This is a genomic window from Candidatus Polarisedimenticolia bacterium, from assembly GCA_036001465.1.
Classification (GTDB): Bacteria; Acidobacteriota; Polarisedimenticolia; order Gp22-AA2; family Gp22-AA2; genus Gp22-AA3.
Map to the genome: position 1 here is coordinate 99397 of DASYUH010000040.1, position 16115 is coordinate 115511.

Below are 16115 nucleotides of genomic sequence, written 5' to 3' on the forward strand. Positions count from 1 at the left end.
TCCTAGGACAGCGCCAGGAGCCCGATCCCGCTCAGGGCGCCGACGAGCGTATTGGAGAAGTTCACCGCTTCGTTGTCGATGAGCCCGCGGGTCTCGAGCGTGGCCCCGAGGATCGAGTCGGCGGTCGAGCCGATGAATGCCGCCGCCAGCACGAGAGGCGTCCGCTCCGTCGGGATGAAACCGGTGGCCGTTGCGATGGCACAGAGGACCCACGCCGCGGCGAGCCCGGCCAGGGTCCCCGCCCAGGAGACCCCCCCGTCGGTGCCGGCCGGGACCGGACGCAGGGTCGTGATCAGGACCGGCCGGCCGCCGTACGCGCGGCCGATCTCGCTGCTGACGGTGTCGAATGCGGCCGTGGCATAGGCGCAGACGAACGCCAGGGCGAACATCGCGGGCTCGGCCGCCGAGAGGACCAGGAACGCCAGGTAGACGGCGACGCCGCAGTTCGCCAGCGCGTGCCGGGCCGAGCGCGCCCCTTTCTTCTCCTGGGCGATGCCCAGGCGCTCCTTCCGGCGTCGGCCGAGGCGCGTCGCGCCGGAACCAAGAACGAAGAACGCGACCAGGATGAGGAAACCCCGCCAGCCCGCAAACACCATGGTCAGGACACCCACGAACAGTCCGGCGATCATGCCCGAGCTGTCCACCATGCCGCTGCGCCTGAAGCCGAAGGCCAGGACCGTGTTGATCCCCACGGCCAGAAGAAACAGGGGACCGAGCGTCGGCGCCGCCGCCTGGAGACGCTCCGGGTCGACCTCGAGCAGACCCGCCAGGAACGCCGCCGACAGGAGCGGAACCGTGAGGTTGTCGTCCAGCCGCCACGGAAGGGACTCCATGAAGGCGGCGAACAGGGAGGCGGCGGCCGCCAGGACAGCCGCTCCCATTGCGGGTCGCCCCATGAACACCAGGACGGCCCAGGAGAACAGCCAGGCCGCCAGCGCGAAGGCGATCGATCCTTCCACCGTTTTGGCCCGATTCCAGGGAATCGGGCGCCGCCCGAGGCGCCGCCCGATCCATCCGGCGGCGCTGTCCCCGGCCGCCATGATCCCCCAGGCCGCCGCGACGATGTCCATGCGGCGGTGGAAGACCAGCACCAGCAGGAGAACGGCGATGGGGTAGATCACGATCCCGGATCGCCAGGGGGATCCCCGCTCTCCTTCCCGGAAGAGCGATGGGGCCAGACGCGGCAGGACGAACAGGTTGAAGAGGACCGCGCCCCCGGCGGCCCCCGCGGCCTCGAGAGGCGACAGCCACGGGAGGAGGAAGGCCAGCCCCCCCATGGCGAGGTGGACCGCCCTGCGTTGCGTTTCGCCGCGCCCCCTCACCGGTCCGCTCAAGCCTTCCCCGTGGGGCGGCCGCCCCCGCCCCGCATGGCCTCGAGGGTCGCGCGCAGCCCTTCCCGCAGGGGCGTGATGCGGTAGCCGAGCTCGCGGACCGCGCGCTCGCTGGCATAGGCCCAGTGGTGCCGGAACGTCCTGATGGCCCCGTCCGTGAACTCCGGTGTCCGGCCGGTGAGCCGGGCCCTCACGCGCTGCACCCGGCCGGCCGTTTCCGCGACCCAGAAAGGGACGGTGGTCCGGGGCGGCGCGATGCCCGTCAACTCCTGAAGCCGGGAGAACAGCTCGTCCTGCGTGGCGTTTTCCCCCCCCAGAATGTAGCCTCTCCCGGGGGTTCCTTTCTCGAGCGCCAGCAGATGCCCGGCGGCGACGTCCGCGGCGTAGGCATAACAGATGCGGGTCGGCCGGCCTCCCAGGCGGGTCCGCGTCCGTCCCGCGGCATAGTCGGCGAAGACCCTTTCCATGAGGTTCCCCTGCGTCGCGGCTCCCGGCCCGTAGACGACCCCCGGGTAGAGAATCACGATCGGGTGCCCTGCCGAGGCCCGCTCGACCGCCAGCCTCTCCGCGGCCCACTTGCTGCGCTCGTAGTCGGTCCTGAAGTTGAACTCGGTGCGCGCGCAGGTCTCATCGCGCGCCTCGGGGCCGGTCGGCCCCAGGGCCGCGATCGTGGAGGTGTAGACGATCCTCGAAACGCCGCGCCGCTCGGCGGCGCGCAGGACCGCCGCGAGCCCCTCCACGTTGACCCGGTCGAACTCGCGCGGGTCGCGGACCCACATCTTGACCAGGGCCGCCATGTGCACGCACGCGTCACAGCCGGCGAGCGCCCGCTCGAGCGAGGGCGGGTCGAGCACGTCCCCCGCGACCGGGGAGCAGCCCGGCGGGCCGGCGGCCTCTCTTCCGCGGCGCACCAGGGCCAGGACGGAGTGTCCGGCCCCCGCGAGACGCGCGGCGACGTGCGCCCCGAGGTAGCCGGTCGAGCCCGTGATCAGGACCTTCACGCGTGCGCCTCCCCCGCCGGCGTGGCGACGAGATACTCGCGGAGCGCCTCCTGCCACGTGCGGGGCGCCTTTCCCGCCAGGCGGGTGTAGCGCGTCGCGTCCAGCGCCGAAAAGGCGGGCCGGACGGCAATCCGCCCGGCCTCGGCGGTCTGGATCGGCTGCAGCGCCACCCCCCGGAAGCCCCCGGCGTCGAGGATGAACCGCGCCATCTCGAAGCGCGAGCAGATGCCTGAGTTCGCGAAGTGAATGAGACCGCGGACCTCGCCGTCGACCAGGCGGCACAAGGCGCGCGCCAGGTCGAGCACGTAGGTCGGCGAGCCGAGCTGATCGTCCACCACGCGGAGCGTTCCGCCGTTCCTGGCGCGGGCGCGGATGGCGTCCACGAAGTTGGGGCGTCCGGCGCCGTACAGCCATGCGGTCCTCACGATCAGGTGATCCGGAGCCAGCGCGGCCACCTCCCCTTCGCCTTCGAGCTTGCCGCGACCATACTCCGACAGCGGCGCCGGCGGGTCGTCCTCGGTGTAGGGCCGACGGGCGCGACCGTCGAACACGAAATCGGTGCTGACGTGCAGGATCCGGCAACCGGCCGCCGCCGCCGCGCGCGCCGCGTTTCCGGCCCCTTCGACATTGATCCGCCTCGCCGCTTCCGGATCGGCTTCGCAGCCGTCCACGTCGGTATAGGCGGCGCAGTTGATGATCGCGTCGGGACGCAGCCGCTCGATCTCCGTCTCCAGGCGAAAGCGATCCGTCACGTCGGCCTCGGCGCGGGTGGCGGAAATGGTGCCGGGAAAGACCTCCTCCAGGACCTCCACCAGCACGCGCCCGAGCATGCCGCCGGCCCCGAGCACCATCGGGACGAACTCGGCGCGGGTCTTCATGGGACGATGCCCGGGAAGGTCCCCGGCAGCGCCCCCGAGGAGCCCGACTGGAAGTCGATCACGTTCCCCACCCCCTTCAGGTTGATGAGAAAGCGGAACTCGCGCTGGCTGGTGCCCAGGAAATTGCGGTTCAGCACCTCCAGCTGGAAGCCGCAGCACTGCGTGTTGTAGCCGAACCGGTAGCGCTGATCGCGGAGCCGCGGCTCGCCGGGAAGGACGTCTCCCAGCTCGTAGTTCGTCTGCATTCCGAGGAGAACCCGCCGGCCGAGGAAGTTGGTCTCCCCCTGGAGGCCGATCTGGTTGCGGTCGAACGCCTCGCTGAAGGCGAGCCCCTTGTCGAAGGCCGCCCTGCCTTCCAGGTCGCGCACCATGGACCAGGTGAGATCGACGAACCCGCGCCGCGTGCTGCGCAGGTTGGCGCTCAGGCTGGCCTCGCGGATCTGCCGGAACAGAATGTCGAACGAGCCGCGCACGTCGAGGCTGGCGTGGATCGACGGGTTGATCCGCAGGGTCGCGCGCACCGGCGAGACCGGGCTCGTCACCGGATCGTCGGGGAAGCCGAGCGCGGTCGAGGAGCTGAGCGGCCCCAGGAACGAGTAGTCCTGGCTGATCTCGAGCGTGGCGATTTCGACAGTGCTGAGCTTCTTCTTGTCCTCCGTGGATTCGGGGGCAGGGACGCCCGTTGCACCGCGGGCAGCCTCCGACTTGCGGCGTAATATCTGCGCCGCCTGGGCGAGGGCATCGCCTCCGCCACCACCGCCCACGAACGTCGCGTTCGAGGGCCCCAGAAGCGCCCCGAGATCGGCGGTCCCGGCCACGGGGCGCTTGGCGTAGAGGCGGGTGACCAGGGCGTACGTGACACGGTTGGTGTTCGCCCGCACGGCGTCGATCTCGTCGAACGGGACGACCCGATCGGTGTCCTCGACCCGTGAGAGATAGCTGTAGCGGATCTGCGGCTCGAAGGCGTGCTTGTACTGCGGCGAGAAATGCGAGCCCGGCCGATCGAAGACCCGGCTGAACCGCGGACCGATGAGAGTCAGGCCGGCCTGGTAGTTGTGCCGGTTGAATGACTCGTTGGAGGGCAGCGCCCTCTCTTCGTCGCGAATCCCGTTTCCCTGGCCGAAATCGATCGTCAGGGCATTGTTGTCGCACCCGATGTCGTCCCCCGCGTCGAAGAAGCCGTCCAGGTTCTCGTCGTGCTCGCTGTTGTCCTTGCCGTCCCCTTCGCCGAAATCGCCCGTGCCGGGGATGCCGTCGCAGCCGGCATCGGTAATCTGGCTGGCGGAGTAGAAGGTGTTCCTGTATCCCAGGCTGGCGTCGATGTCGAGCCAGGGCAGCGGCGAGAGCTGCGACGAGAACAGGGGAAAGGCGTCGAAGCGGGTGTAGCCGGGGCCGCCGACCCCCTTGTCGAAGTAGTTGGCCGACGATTCGAGCGTCATGAAGAGGGGCGTCCGGCCAAGCCGCTGCCGCCGGCCGCGCAGCTCGACCTTCGGCTTGATCCAGCGGGTGATCGTCTCCTCCTCGGTCAGGGAAAACGAGTCGCCGATAAGGGGCTCCACCGGGACGTTGATCAGCTGCTCGCGCCTCTCCCCTCTCAGGTTCAGCGTGTAGAAACCCCAGGTGCGGGTCACGAACACGTTGCTCAGGGCCTGCGGGTTCGTCGACAGCCTCAGATCCCGTTCGAAGTCCCGGTAATAGTCAAAGTCGCTGATGAAATTCGCGTTCGCGACGAAGCGCCAGCCAGGAAGAAATTCCTGGTTGTGTCCATAATTGATCACCCAGCGGTCGATCGGGACGCCCTCCTTCTGCTCCTCCTTGGCCACCTGGTCGCGGATGTAGTAGCCGGTGAAGTACCCCCGGCCGCTCTCGCTGGGGACGTAGCGGTACTCGAGCCCCGTGCCATACCCGGCCAGGGACAGGTAATCCAGGTAAAAGGTCGCGTCCATGTTGCGGCGCATCGCCCAGTACAGGGCGTTGCTGATGATCGTTCCGCCGCGGCGCGAGAAGCCGAATTCCGGGAACAGCAGGCCGGATGCCCGGTCGGACTTGACCGGCCAGACCAGGTACGGAGAGTAGAACACGGGGACGCGCCCGATCTTGAATCGGAGATTGTGCAGGTAGGCGTAATCGTTCTCCCGGATGAGCCCCCGGCCGACCCGAAAGCTCCAGTAGGGCACCGGCTGCGTGCAGGCCGTGAAGGTCGCATCGTAGAGGACCATCTCGTTCCCGGAGATCTTCTCGACACGCGCTGCCTCGAAATAGTAGGAGGGCTCGGCGTAGCCGCGCGCGGCGTAGAAGGTGCCGGTCTCCGTCCCCAGGTTGTAGGTGAGCTTCTCGGCGGTGAGCCGCGAGGTCCCCTGGTCGAGGATGACGTTCCCCAGCGCCGTGATTTCCTTGGTGGAGGGGATGTACCGCACGAAATCGGCCTGGACCCTCGTGTCCCCATACTTGATGTCGACATACTCCTTGAGGACGAGCTCGTCCTTGCCTATGACCGATCCAGGACCGGCCGCGATCTCGAGCGTCTTTCCCCCCTCCTCCGCGCTGACGATCTTGCGCTGGCGCTCCGGCGCGGCAGAGGGGGGCGGACCGGGTGGGGGGTCCTGCGCGGTCGCGCTGCCGCAGAGGACGGCGAGCAGGGAGAGGCCCGTTGCAAGCCTCCCGGCCGGATGCATGCGTCGCCGGCTTCCCCTCACGAGACGGCGACGCCGGCGTACCCGACGACCGATCGGCCGTCACCCGTGGTCTCCCCCGAGTGACCGTAGGCGACGAGCAGCCCCCCGGAGGCGCCCAGCCGACGTGCCGCCTCCAGCCCGGCGACCGCCGGAGCGATTCCGCACATGCTGATCGCCTCCTCCCGCACGACGCGGTGCAGCCCTTCGGGGTCGATCGCGAGCAGGCGGTCGATCGCCTTCCGATCCTGTCTCCTGGCCACTTCCGCCGGCACGTAATGGGACATGTCGCTGCTGATGATCGTCAGGATGTCGTCCCCGCCGTCTCCGATCGCCGCCGCCAGAGCGCGCCCCAGGTCGAGCAGTGTGCCGAGGTGCATCGTGCCGACGCAGATCGGCACGAACCGGAACTCGCCGACGAGGTGCTGCAGGAACGGGAGCTGCACCTCCAGGGAATGCTCGCGGCCGTGCGCCCGGGCGTCCACCCGGGCGTGCGGGCAGCGCTCCAGGATGGCGCGCGCCAGAGGGACGTCGATCGGGACACGGCCCAGGGGAGTCTCCCAGTGCCCCTCGTCGTTCATCGCGATCGGCTCTCCGACACCCGTATGGTTCGGGCAGAGGATGACCGCACGCCGCGGCAGGCGCGTCGAGGTGTACGTCGCGCCCGCCACCCGGCCCGAATACATGTATCCCGCGTGGGGCACGAGGAGGGCAATCCCCCGTGGCCCGGCCGGCGACGGCTGCCCGTCCGTGAGCGCTGTGAGGTCGCGCCTCAGTGTCTCCGGATCGGCTGCGTAGAACTGGCCGGCGACGGCGGGCCTGCGGATCATCTCGGTTTCCGGTGCTCCCCGCGATCCGGGGAGCGGCCGCCATGCTACCAGATGAATGTGCCAAATTCAACAAAATGGGACACTTGCATTGTTTCGTTGGCCTGCCTGTGCTACGATTCGCGCCTTCATCCCAAGCTCACCACGGAAGGCGGGAGGAATGGCGCGGCAGCGAGCGGTGGATCGATCCGGCGGCCGGCTCCGGGTTGCCGTGGCGCAGATCGAGCCGGTCCTCGGCGATCTGAAGGCCAACGTGTCCCTGCATGCCGACTGGACCCGCAGGGCGCTCCGGCGCGGCGCGGATCTCGTGGTCTTTCCGGAGCTGAGCCTGACCGGCTACCTGCTTCAGGACCTGGTCGCGGAGGTCGCCCTGCCGCTCGCGGATCTCGGCGACCGCCTCCGCCCGCTCGTCGACCTCAGCCGGAGAATCGCCATCGTGGCCGGCTTCGTCGAGGAGTCGCCGGGGCACCGCTACCACAACAGTGCCATGTTTCTCGAGGGGGGCCGCGTGCGTCACGTGCACCGGAAGGTCTACCTGCCGACCTATGGGATGTTCGACGAGGGGCGCTTTTTCGCCGCCGGAGATCGTCTGCAGGCCTTCAGCACGCCGCTGGGCCGCATGGGCATTCTGATCTGCGAGGACTTCTGGCACCCTTCCACCTCGCTCGTCCTCGCGCAGGACGGCGCCGACTACCTGGTGGTGCTGTCGGCGGGGCCCACGGAAGGGATGGACCGGCGCGGGCTGGCGGTCCACGCGACCTGGAGGAACCTCGCCCGGGTGACGGCGCAGATGCAGACGCTCTACGTGATCTACGCCAACCGCGTCGGCTTCGAGGACGGCATCAACTTCAGCGGCGGATCGTGCGTCGTGGATCCCGCAGGCGAGGCGCTGGCCGAAGGCCGGCTGATTCAGGAGGAGCTCGTGGTGTGCGACCTGCCGCGTGCCTCCCTCCGCCGCGCCCGCACCGTGCTGCCGCTCCTGCGCGACGAGCGGCTCCCGGTCCTGGCGCGCGAGGTGCAGCGGCTGCTCGCGGTGCCGGACGCGGGCTCGCCGCGGAGGAAACGATGAAGATCCTCCTCGGCTACACCTGTCACGACCTGGGAAAGATGGAGTTCTACTCCCGCTTCACGCCGCTCGGGCTGGGCACGCTCAACGCCGTCCTCAGGCGCGACGGCTTCAACGCCCGCATCGTCAACTGCAGCGCCTGGAGCTGGCGGCGCACGGAGCGTTTCCTCGACGCCGAGCGCCCCGATCTGTTCGGCGTCTCGGTGTTCACCTTCAATCGCCACGAGGCGATGCGCCTGGCGGCCCTGGCCAGGGCCGCCAACCCGCGCTGCGTGATCGTCGCGGGCGGGCCGCACGCCACGCACCTGCCCCACCACCTCCTGGCGCACTACCCCCAGGTCGACATCGTGGCGCGCGGCGAGGGGGAAGACACCCTGCTCGAGCTGGCGCGGGCCCACGCGCGCGGGAATCTCCTCGAGGCGCTCCCTCTCATCTCCGGAGTGACGTTTCGAGGCCGCACTCCGGGCCCCGGGGCCGCCGGGTTCATCGACACCCCCGAGAGGCCGGTCATCCTGGATCTCGACACGCTCCCCCACCCCTCGGCCGATCCGGCCTCGGTGGGCGTCGATCCAACGACCCAGTTCGAGTTCATCATCACGTCCCGCGGCTGCCCCGCCGCCTGCACCTTCTGCTCCTCTCCCGATTTCTGGGGCCGTGGGATGCGCTTCCGATCGGCGGCGAACATGATCGAGGAGGTGCGCCTGCTGCGCGAGAAGCACGGTGTCGTCTATGTTTCGGTGCGCGACGACACGTTCACGGTCAACAAGAAGCGCGTGATCGATTTCTGCCGCGGCCTCGTCGACGCGAACATCGACCTCCTGTGGGACTGCCAGTCGCGCGTCAACGCGGTGGACGAAGAGCGCCTGGCGTGGATGCGCCGCGCCGGCTGCACGCACATCCAGTACGGGGTCGAGTCCGGGTCGCCGCGCATGCTGCAGCGGCTGAACAAGGGGATCACGATCGATCAGGTGCGGGCGGCCGCCGCGGCCACGCGCAAGGTCGGACTCGGGCTCTCCATCTACCTGATCACCGGCATCGAATCGGAGACCGACGGGGACCTCGAAGCGACCATCCGCCTCATCGAGGAGATCAGGCCGCACGATGGCCTGGTCTCCCCGATGACCATCTACCCGGGCACCGCCCTCCACGAGGAGGCCCGCGTGCGGCACGGGCTCACGGACGACTACTGGGTGAAGGAGCGACGCGAGGCGTTCTATGTCCGTGAGGACCCCTGGACCCGCCGCTCGATCCGCACGCTCCTGTCGACCCTGCGCCGCGTCGGCCGCCTGGCCGCCTATGGGCCCGGAGATTTCGACCGGCAGCGCGCGGTCGTCGGCGACTGCTACGCGCTCCGGTTGTCGGCCGGCGAGCACTGGCAGCGCCGTGGGGCCCTCGCCTCGGCCCGGAGGGAATACCTCGCCATCCTGGAGGCCGATCCTCGATCTCTCTGGGCGCGCATGCGGCTCGGGGCCCTGGCGATGCGGCAGAGACGCCATGCGGAGGCGGCCGATCAGTATCGGGCCGCCTCGGATATCGTGCCGTCCTTCGCCCTGGCCAGGACGCAGCTCCGCGCCGCCCTCCTGGCCGGGCGACGCCGCGTGACGATGGCCGCGTCCGTCGGCGGCGCGCGCGCGACCGCGGCGCCGGTTTAGGAGCCTGTCCGAGTATTGGGCCGGCTCCTGGGAGCCTGTCGGCGTCCTCGCGCTCACATCATCGATTCGAGGATCCGGATGCGCGCCTCGATCGGCGGGTGGGTGCTGAGAAGCGCGCTCGAATCGATCCCGTACGACTTCAGCGGATTCACGATGAACAGGTGCTGCGTGGCCCGGTTGGCGACCTCCAGGCCGGCCGGATCGGCCGCGATCGTGCGCAGGGCGGCGGCGAGGCCGCCCGGGTTGCGGGTCAGCTCCACGGCCGAGGCGTCCGCCAGCAGCTCGCGGCGGCGGGAGATGGCCATCTGGATCAGCCGCGACGCCAGGGGCGCGAAGATCGCGAGGACGAGCGCCAGGAGGACGATCACGAGGCCGGCGCTGCCGGAGGACCGGCGGCCACCGCGGAATCGCCAGGAGCGCCAGCCCCAGTCGCAGAGGAGGGCGACCGTCCCGACCAGGATGCCTACGATGGTGGCGAACCGCATGTCGAGATTGCGCACGTGGCTCATCTCGTGAGCCAGCACCCCCTGCAGCTCCTCGCGGCTCAGCTTCTGGAGAAGACCGCGGGTCACCGCCACGGAGGCCGTGGCCGGATCCCGCCCGGTGGCGAAGGCGTTCGGGGCGGACGACTCGATGATGTAGAGGCTCGGCTTCGGCATCCCCGAGGCCAGGCACAGCTCCTCGACGATGTTGTGCAGCACCGGCTCCCGGTCGGCGGACGCTTCCACGGCGCCGCTGGCGGAGAGGACCATCCGATCCCCCGCGTAGTAGGCCAGAAGCGCACCCGCCGATCCGAAGGCCAGGCCGAACAGCAGGCCCACCGGCCCGAGGCCCGAGGCTTCGCCGGCCACCCAGGCGACGAGGACGACCAGCCCGATGAAGGCGGCCATGAGGATCCAGGATTGCCTCGAGTTCGCCGCCTGCTCGCTGTAGAAATCCCGCCGGGGCGCGGGGGGCGGCGCGGCGGGCGCGCCGGTCCCCTCCCCCCGAAGCGGCGATCGGCACAGGTCGCAGGCCGCGTACGAGGCGGGGTTCCGGTAGCCACACGTCGGGCAGGCAACCCGCGGCATGTCCGGCTCTACCTCAGATCGACCTTGACCGGTTGCTGCTCCTCGGCGGGGATTTCGAAGTAGGCCTCGTCCTTGAAGCCGAAGAACGAGGCGAGGAGGTTCGAAGGGAACACCTGGATGCGGGTGTTGTAGCGCATCACCATGTCGTTGTAGAACTGCCGCGCGAAGGCGATGCGGTTCTCGGTCGAGGTCAGCTCCTCCTGAAGGCGCGACACGTTCTCGTTCGCCTTGAGCTGCGGATAGGCCTCGACGACCGCGAAGAGCGAGCGCAGCGCGCCGGTCAGGGCCCCTTCCGCCGCCGCCGTGCCCTGGACTCCCGTCGCGGAAAGCGCCTGGTTTCGCGCCCGGATGACCTTGTCGAGCGTCTCCTGCTCGTACCCCATGTAGTCCTTCACGACCTCGACCAGGTTCGGGATCAGATCGTGCCGCCGCTTCAGCTGCACGCCGATCTGCTGCCAGGCGTTGCGCACCTGGTTGCGCAGCGTGACCAGGCCGTTGTAGATGCCCACCAGAGTCAGGCCGAAGACCCCCAGAAGCACGAGCAGGACCACGAAGGCCGCCATCTCATCCCTCCGATTGGATCGGCGCCGCTTCCACACGGTTCGTCAGGCGGCCGATCCCGTCTATTGATACGGTGACTTCGTCCCCGGGTTCCAGGGGACCGACCCCCTCCGGGGTCCCGGTCGCGATCAGGTCCCCGGGAAGGAGGGTCATGATATGCGAGACGAAGCTGACGAGGGCGTCGATGCCGAAGATCATGCTCGACGCCGGCGCGGACTGACGGCGCTCCCCGTTCACGAAGGTCTCGATCCGAAGCGCGTCGGGCTGCAGGCCGACCGCGATGGCAGGCCCGAAGGGGCAGAACGAGTCGAACCCCTTGGCGCGCGTGAACTGCCCGTCCTTCTTCTGCAGATCGCGGGCCGTGACATCGTTCACGCAGGCATACCCCAGGATGAAGTCCCTCGCCCGGGACTCCGGGACGTCCCGGGCCGTCCGGCCGACCACCACGCCGATCTCCCCTTCGAAATCGACGCGCCGGCTGTCCCGGGGCAGCCGGATCACGCCCCCGGGCGGAAGGAGCGCGGACGGGGGCTTCAGGAAGAGAAGCGGCACCTCGGGCACCGCGTGGCCGAGCTCGGCCGCGTGGTCCCGGTAGTTGCGCCCGACGCCGACGATCTTGGACGGCCGGCAGGGGGGCAGCCACTCCCAGCCGTCCACCGGCAGGGCCGGGCCCTTGACCCGTGCCAGGGCCGCGAAGGGGTCGGATTCGAAGGGATCGGCGGACAACGGCCGGGCGCGCCCGTCGTTCTCGAGGAGGGCGTAGAAGGAGCGATCCTTGTCCCGGAAGCGCGCCAGCCGGAGGAGGTCCGCCACCCGGGGGCCCTACTTGGCCCGCTCCAGGTACTTCCCCTCGGCGGTGTCGATGCGCACCACCTCCCCCACGTCGATGAACTGGGGGACCATGACCTGGAGGCCGGTTTCGAGCACGGCCGGCTTGCCGCTGTTGCTGGCGGTTGCCCCCTTCATGCCGGGGGCGGTCTCGACCACGCGCAGATCGACTGTCACCGGAAGCTCGACCCCCACCGGCCGGTGCTCATAGAACTCCACCATCGCCTTGGTGTTGGGCACCAGGTAGTGGACGGCGTCTCCCAGGTCGTCGCGGTGGATCGCCACCTGCTCGTACGACTCGGTGTTCATGAAATGAAAATCGTCCCCCGCGGCGTACAGGAACTCCATCTCGTGCTCCTCGAGGTCCGCCTTCTCCACCCGATCCTCGGAGCGGAACCTGTACTCGAAGCTGTTCCCGCTCTTGAGATTCCGGAGCTTCGCCTGCACCATGCCGCGCCAGTTGCCGGGCGTGATGTGCTGCACGCTGAGGACGCGGCAGAGGGTTCCCTCGTGCAGGATCGCCATGCCGCTGCGCAATTGTGTCGCCTGAATCATGCCGCTCGAGTCCCTTGTGCGGGGTCCTGGCCGGCCCGGAGGCCGGCCGGAGGGCGCATTATAGCGGCGTTGCGGCCTGCCCGCAAGCCGCATCACGCGCGGGTAGTGGGCTAGGAGTGTGTTGCTGAATCTAAATCGGTTTCTCTGGTCCCGGATCGGCGTTTGGATAGTAGGCGCGGATGGAAGCAAGGATCTGCTCACCGAGTCCGGATGCCACAAAGTGCGGTCGCGGGTTGCCTTGAAATAGCATGTCAAAGGTCAGGTCAGCCATGCGACCGTGGGATTCTAGAACGCCAACGACCATGCTCGCGTCGTCTGCTGTCGGGCTTTCTAGGTTTGCAAAAACGAAGAACTCCTCCGGGTTGTCTTTGAACCCACGAGCAAATACGGCCAGCCCAACCAACTTTCCCTGATACATCGGATCAAGCTCGCGAATGGCGGTCGCTGCCGCCCTCGCGTCCGGGACCTGGTAGATGAACGACTTCTCAGCCACGCGACTATTCCGCCTTCGGTTCGGCCTTTGAGATCCGCTCAACCTTGCGAATGACCAGGGTGAGCCAATCCTTTAACTCGGCAACGCCATCGGCCGTTAGCTGGGCCGGCCATTGGAGAATTGCCTCTCCGTTGTCCAGGGCGAACACTTCTCGGCGGACTCCGCTCTTGGGCAGATCCTTCAGACCACTACCCTGCGTGCTCTGGCCGAGCGTCTCGGCTTCTACCTTCACGAGTTGATTCACCGGAATCCCCGCAGGAGTCCCTTCAACGAAAGCATGGGTCCGGTCGTCGCTGAAACCCTTTATTTTCAATGGTGTCTGAAACTGGAAAATCCCTTGAGATTCCCACTGAACAGTGTCACCGACGACCAATTTATTGCCAGACCCGTTCCCGTCGCGAGGAGTATACGGGGAATCTTGGAGTTTGGCAACAGCCATTGTTTCACGAAACGCTTTGATAAGTTGCCGTGCTCCAGGGTCAGAAAAGGCCTTCTTAGTGACAAGATAGGCCCGAAGGGCATCATCTGACGCATTTTGGTGGGTCTTGTAGAGTTCCTGAAACAGTTCCGGCTCTTTGGCGGCAGCTTGCATCGCCTCTTGATACTCCTGCGTGTCCGCTTTATAGTTGACGATCTGAACGGCACGCTGTGACAGACGCATCCCGTCCGTGGTTTGTTCCAAGAGCCCGTACTTCTTCATAGCCGAAACCTTGGTTCGCACCGGTCCACTGAGGCTCTTGTACCCCCACGCCTTGGCGATCACGTCTGGCGAAACAGAGGTTCGCTGCTCAATCTTCCAGAGTCGTCGCGCCAGGTCTATGGCCTCGGTCAAGCCCGTGGCCGGGTAGTTCGGACTTCGCTGCTTACCCATGCTTGCCTCCTTTCCGGCAGAGCATAGGATAACCCAGGCAGCTTGTCAATAGGCAACAAGGCAATATTACGAGTCTGTCAGCCTTGGATATGTGCGAATTAGCCTTTAATTATCCTTGACAGGGCGATCTGGTGGGTATATAAGGATCCGGTCACTGGAGGTTGCCCGATGAGGAGAGTCACAGTCCCCCGCGTTCATAGTGCCCGCCGATGCGGGGGGCGACACACGCGAAGGCCCATCCCTGTGGCTCCTGCCGGGGCAGAGGGATGGGCCGTGGTGGGCTTCTCAATTCAATGCCCGGTCAGCCGCGTCAACGGCTGGCCGGGCCGATCTAAACCACGCGGGGTAAGCCGCATGGCCCAGACACAGAGCCATTATCGGCCTTCCCCGCCTCTTCTGCAAGGGGCGGACTATGACCTGCCTGAAATGTCAGCACGGCCGGGCCAAGCGTTTTGGCTTCGCTAAGAACCGCATCCAGCGTTACCGTTGCCACACCTGCCGCGTCACGTTCCTTGAGCCTCGGGCGAAGCCGCTCGGGAACCACTACACCGACATGGAGAAGGCGATCCAGGTAGTTAGCTTTATCACCGAGGGGATGAGCATCCGGGCCACCAGTCGCCTGACCGGGCTCCACAAAAACACGGTCATGGCGATCCTCCTGACCATCGGCCGGAACTGCGAACGCCTTCTGGACGTGAAGATGACCGGCGTCCGGGCGCGGTTCGTGCAGGCGGATGAGGCATGGTCCTACATCCATACAAAGGGAAAGCGCGTCCGCCGGACCGACCCTGCCGAGTGGGGCGACTGCTACGTGTGGGCGGCGCTGGATTCCGAGACGAAGGCGATCCTCTCGTACCACGTCGGGAAGCGTGACAGCGTGTCAGCCTACGAATTCATCGAAGGGCTGCGCCGCCGCGTTGACGGGATTTTCCAGCTCAGCACGGACGGCTTGAACTGGTACGTTCCTGCCGTGGAGGAGCATTTCGGCGCGGACGTTCATTATGGTCAGCAGACGAAAGTGTTCGGCCAGCCTGAGACGCCGAGCGCTCCCGAGTGGTACAAGCCAGCGCCGAAGGTGATCGGGGTGTTCCGAAGAATCTTCTCAGGCGACCCTGACCCGTCCCGAATCTCCACCTGCCATATCGAGCGGGCGAATGGCATTCTGCGCCAGCACATCCGCCGGGTGGGCCGACTCGTGAACGCCTTCAGCAAGACACTGGAGGGCTTCAAGGCGGCCGTGGCACTCTTCGCGGCGTGGTATAACCTGTGCCTCGTTCACTCCGCGACCCGAGTCACGCCGGGCATGGGAAGCGGAATCACGGATCACGTTTGGACGGTGCGCGAGCTACTTGAGGCGGCGGCAACACTCACTTAGCCCACTACCCACGCGCGCGCTTCACCCGCCGCCCCTCGTTGACAGTGCGTCTGCGGGCGGCATACCCTCTGCCCGTGATCGCGCGCCGCCCCGGGACACCCTTCGAGCCGCCGGCGGGCCTGGCGATGGACGCTTCGACGGCCTCCGCCCTGCTCGTCGATTTCATCCGGCGTGAGACGAAGAAGGCCGGCTTCAGGCGGGCGGTCCTCGGACTCTCGGGCGGCGTGGACTCGGCCGTCGCGGCCGCGCTCGCCTGCCGCGCGCTGGGCCCCGCGAACGTGCTGTGCGCCCTGCTGCCGTACCGCGCGTCGAGCCCCGGAAGCCTGCGGGACGGCCGGAGGGTCGCCCGCCTCCTGCGCGCGCGGAGCGTCCGCGTGGACATCACGCCGATGATCGATGCCTATTTTCGCCCGCGGGGTGGCGCCTCGCGTCTCCGCCGCGGCAACAAGATGGCCCGCGAGCGCATGGCGATCCTCTACGACCTGTCGGCCCGGAGGCGGGCCATGGTCATCGGGACGAGCAACAAGACGGAGATCCTCCTGGGATACGGCACGATTTTCGGGGACCTGGCATCGGGCATCAACCCGCTCGGCGATCTCTACAAGACCCAGGTCCGGGCGCTGGCCCTGCATCTGGGCATCCCCGAGGACATCGTGTTCAAGGCCCCGACCGCGGATCTGTGGGCGGGCCAGACCGACGAGAAGGATATCGGCTTCACGTACGAGCAGGTCGACCGGCTGCTGGTGCTCCTGATCGACCGTCGCGAGCGCCCGGAGCAGGCGATCGCGGCGGGTTTTCCCAGGCGCATGATCGAGACGATCATGCGGTCCATCGCGTCCTCGCAGTTCAAGAGACGGACGCCGCTCATCGCCAAGGTCTCCGCGCGCACCGTCGGAGTCGATTTCCTCTATCCCCGCGACTGGGGACGGTGAGGC

General features: G+C 67.7%; 15 protein-coding genes. 4 read left to right on the top strand and 11 right to left on the bottom strand.

Annotated features, from left to right (window positions below; genetic code table 11):
• Positions 1 to 2: 2 nt before the first annotated feature.
• Genes VGV60_08235 through amrB form a run of 5 tightly spaced genes read right to left on the bottom strand, consistent with a single transcriptional unit; the run spans position 3 to position 6712 of the window.
• Positions 3 to 1334, bottom strand: a complete 1332-nt coding sequence (locus VGV60_08235) for a DUF92 domain-containing protein (GenBank protein HEV8701244.1) — start codon at positions 1332 to 1334, stop codon at positions 3 to 5.
• Positions 1331 to 2332, bottom strand: a complete 1002-nt coding sequence (locus VGV60_08240; GenBank protein HEV8701245.1) for an NAD-dependent epimerase/dehydratase family protein — start codon at positions 2330 to 2332, stop codon at positions 1331 to 1333. The genes VGV60_08235 and VGV60_08240 overlap by 4 nt, the downstream gene beginning before the upstream one ends.
• Positions 2329 to 3210 carry a dTDP-4-dehydrorhamnose reductase gene (rfbD, locus tag VGV60_08245; protein HEV8701246.1) on the bottom strand — a complete coding sequence of 294 codons (882 nt, stop codon included), beginning with the start codon at positions 3208 to 3210 and terminating at the stop codon, positions 2329 to 2331. Before rfbD ends, VGV60_08240 begins: the two co-directional genes overlap by 4 nt.
• The gene (gene lptD, locus VGV60_08250; protein HEV8701247.1) at positions 3207 to 5885 is read right to left on the bottom strand and encodes an LPS assembly protein LptD; all 2679 of its coding nucleotides are present in this window, start codon (positions 5883 to 5885) and stop codon (positions 3207 to 3209) included. The genes rfbD and lptD overlap by 4 nt, the downstream gene beginning before the upstream one ends.
• Positions 5886 to 5902: 17 nt before the next feature.
• Positions 5903 to 6712, bottom strand: a complete 810-nt coding sequence (gene amrB, locus VGV60_08255) for an AmmeMemoRadiSam system protein B (protein ID HEV8701248.1) — start codon at positions 6710 to 6712, stop codon at positions 5903 to 5905.
• A 157-nt stretch (positions 6713 to 6869) separates the two neighbouring features.
• Here amrB and VGV60_08260 point away from each other — a divergent pair, with 157 nt between their 5' ends.
• Together VGV60_08260 and VGV60_08265 are read left to right on the top strand one after the other, a co-directional pair.
• Positions 6870 to 7778 carry a nitrilase-related carbon-nitrogen hydrolase gene (locus VGV60_08260; protein ID HEV8701249.1) on the top strand — a complete coding sequence of 303 codons (909 nt, stop codon included), beginning with the start codon at positions 6870 to 6872 and terminating at the stop codon, positions 7776 to 7778.
• Entirely contained in the window at positions 7775 to 9427 is a 1653-nt protein-coding gene (locus VGV60_08265) for a radical SAM protein (protein HEV8701250.1), read from the top strand. Before VGV60_08260 ends, VGV60_08265 begins: the two co-directional genes overlap by 4 nt.
• A 53-nt stretch (positions 9428 to 9480) precedes the next feature.
• Here the strand turns inward: VGV60_08265 and VGV60_08270 are convergent, their stop codons facing one another.
• The 6 genes from VGV60_08270 to VGV60_08295 all read right to left on the bottom strand — a co-directional run bounded on the left by VGV60_08270 (position 9481) and on the right by VGV60_08295 (position 13805).
• Positions 9481 to 10497 carry a M48 family metallopeptidase gene (locus tag VGV60_08270; GenBank protein ID HEV8701251.1) on the bottom strand — a complete coding sequence of 339 codons (1017 nt, stop codon included), beginning with the start codon at positions 10495 to 10497 and terminating at the stop codon, positions 9481 to 9483.
• Between the two features lie 8 nt (positions 10498 to 10505).
• Positions 10506 to 11060, bottom strand: a complete 555-nt coding sequence (locus tag VGV60_08275; GenBank protein ID HEV8701252.1) for a LemA family protein — start codon at positions 11058 to 11060, stop codon at positions 10506 to 10508.
• Position 11061: 1 nt separating this feature from the next.
• Complete coding sequence (locus VGV60_08280) at positions 11062 to 11871, bottom strand: fumarylacetoacetate hydrolase family protein (protein ID HEV8701253.1); 810 nt, start codon at positions 11869 to 11871, stop codon at positions 11062 to 11064.
• A gap of 9 nt (positions 11872 to 11880) precedes the next feature.
• Entirely contained in the window at positions 11881 to 12441 is a 561-nt protein-coding gene (gene efp, locus VGV60_08285) for an elongation factor P (GenBank protein ID HEV8701254.1), read from the bottom strand.
• Between the two features lie 130 nt (positions 12442 to 12571).
• Entirely contained in the window at positions 12572 to 12934 is a 363-nt protein-coding gene (locus tag VGV60_08290; GenBank protein ID HEV8701255.1) for a hypothetical protein, read from the bottom strand.
• A gap of 4 nt (positions 12935 to 12938) precedes the next feature.
• Positions 12939 to 13805, bottom strand: coding sequence for a hypothetical protein (locus VGV60_08295; GenBank protein HEV8701256.1), 867 nt, complete (start codon positions 13803 to 13805; stop codon positions 12939 to 12941).
• A 412-nt stretch (positions 13806 to 14217) separates the two neighbouring features.
• Between VGV60_08295 and VGV60_08300 the strand changes: the two genes are divergently transcribed.
• Both VGV60_08300 and VGV60_08305 read left to right on the top strand, forming a co-directional pair.
• Positions 14218 to 15180, top strand: a complete 963-nt coding sequence (locus VGV60_08300; GenBank protein HEV8701257.1) for a transposase — start codon at positions 14218 to 14220, stop codon at positions 15178 to 15180.
• Between the two features lie 125 nt (positions 15181 to 15305).
• Positions 15306 to 16112 (top strand): NAD+ synthase, encoded by an 807-nt coding sequence (locus VGV60_08305; protein HEV8701258.1) that lies wholly within the window; start codon positions 15306 to 15308, stop codon positions 16110 to 16112.
• Positions 16113 to 16115: the final 3 nt, after the last annotated feature.